The organism is Streptomyces sp. NPDC111744, from assembly GCF_055634995.1.
The window spans coordinates 1-2078 of sequence record NZ_JBVKCG010000074.1; the positions used below are offsets into that span (position 1 = coordinate 1).

A 2078-nucleotide genomic window follows, 5' to 3' on the forward strand; every position below is an offset into this window, starting at 1 on the left:
GGCGACCGACCCACCTGCTCCTCGAACAACTCATGCAGACACCGACCCGACGGAAACTCCACCTCCGTGTCGTTCCAGCCACCCGACAACCGCAGGTCCTGCGCGGTGCACAGAGGTATCTGGGAGACGCTTCGCGCCGGGTCAGCGAGAATCCCGTCCAGCAGGGCCCGGAATCCCTCGGTCAGGCGTTCCGCGGTCTGCCGGTCAAAGAGGTCGCTGCGGTATTCCAGGCTTCCCTCGTACTGCCCATCGGGCATCTGGTCCAGGAATAGCGTGAGATCGAACCGCGCGACTCCTGAGTCGACCGGGCGGTGCTCCAACCGGAGATCGGGGAAGTCGGCCACCGTTCCGGTACGGTTCTGGAAGGCGAAAACCACTTGGATCAGCGGGGAGTAGCCGACTCCCTGCAGACCGAGTGCATGCACCAGACGGGCGAACGGGACGTCTTGGTTCGCGTACGCGGAAAGACACGTGTCCTTCACCCCCGCCAGGTAGTCCGCAAAGCTCTCTTCCGCGTGGTAAGTGCTGCGCATCGGGACCGTATTGACGAAGAAACCGAGCAGGTCCTGCGACCCGGCGTGCATGCGGCCCTCGACCGGGGATCCCACGATCAGATCGTCCTGGCCCGAATGCCTGTGCAGGAGCAGGTTGAAGACGGCCAGCAGGAACATGTACGGCGACACCTGGTACTCGTCACAGCGGCGCCGGAGCGCGCCGCCCGCGGCTGCGTCCAGCGCGAAGGCGACGCGGCTGCCGTCGTCGCGCGGTGTCCCGTTGCGGGGACGGTCCGTTCGCAGGCCAATGATGTCGGGTGCGTTGTCCAATTCCTTGCGCCAGTAGGCGAGCTGCTCGTCCTCCAGCCCATCGGCAAGCCGCTGGCGCTGCCAGACCGCGTGGTCGGCGAACTGATGGCGCAGGGGGGGCAGTTCGGGCTTCATTCCGGCTGTCAGAGCGCCGTACGCCTCGCCCAAATCACGCATCAGCACCATGAGGGAACGCCCGTCGGTGATGATGTGGTGCTGTACAAGGAGGAACGCCCATTCCCGCTCGCCGGTACGGAAGAGACGGGCCCGCCACAGCGGGGGCCGGGCCAGATCGAAGGGGACGCGGGACAGTTCCGTCAGTCGTGCGTCGAGGAACGCCTGCCGCCCCTGTTCCGGCACCGTGCGCAGGTCCTCGACGGGCAGTTCGACATCGACCTCCTCGGCGATCCGCTGCACAGGTACGTCGGAGTCGGCCACGGCGAAGCCCGTTCGCAGCGGCTCCTGGTGGCGCACCACGGTTCGCAACGCCTGCTCCAGGGCGGACACGTCGAGATCCCCCCGGATCGTGTACGCGATCGGCTCGTTGTAAGCAGTGGAGTCCTTGTCCAGTTGCTGCAGGAACCAGAGTGGTTCCTGCACGTGCGACAGACGCGGCGGCTCGTCCCGCGGGGCAGGGGCGATGTCCGGCCCGGCGTCGTCCGGCGCCTGCACGAGATCCACGAACGCGGCGGCGAGCGCCTCGGCCGTCCGGTACTCGAAGACGTCACGCACCGGAATCTGCCTGCCCAGGACTGGCCGCAGCCGGATTGCGGCGCGCGCGGCGAGCACCGAGTCGCCACCGAGCGCGAAGAAGTCCTCGTCCACGCCGACCGAGGGCACTGCGAGCAGTTCCTGGAAGACGTCGACTATTCGCGCTTCCAGGGCCGTGCGCGGCAGCTTCTGACCGGTTTCTCGAGCGCCCCCGGCGCGATCGGGCGCAGGCAACGCCTTTCTGTCGACCTTCAGGTTCGGGGTGAGCGGCAGCGCCGGCAGGAACACCGCGTGCCGCGGAATCATGTGGTCAGGCAGCCGTTCCTTCAGACCAGCCTCCAAAACGGCGTGCGTCACGTCCCCGCCCCACTCACCCGCCACGATGTAGCCGACCAGCTCACGTACGCCCGGGGAGTCCTCGCGCATTACCACGACGGCCTGGCTCACCCCGGGAACGGCGGCGTACGCGGCCTCGATTTCGCCGAGTTCGACGCGCATGCCGCGGATCTTGACCTGGTGGTCGTTGCGTCCTGCGAATTTGAGCGTGCCATCGGGCCGGCGATA

General features: G+C 67.3%; 1 protein-coding gene. It reads right to left on the minus strand.

The genetic code is table 11. The annotated features are described in order from the left end of the window. A partial coding sequence (locus tag ACZ7OO_RS44045; RefSeq protein ID WP_471513008.1) for a condensation domain-containing protein occupies positions 1 to 2012 on the minus strand: 2012 nt, incomplete at its 3' end. Positions 2013 to 2078 lie beyond the last annotated feature (66 nt).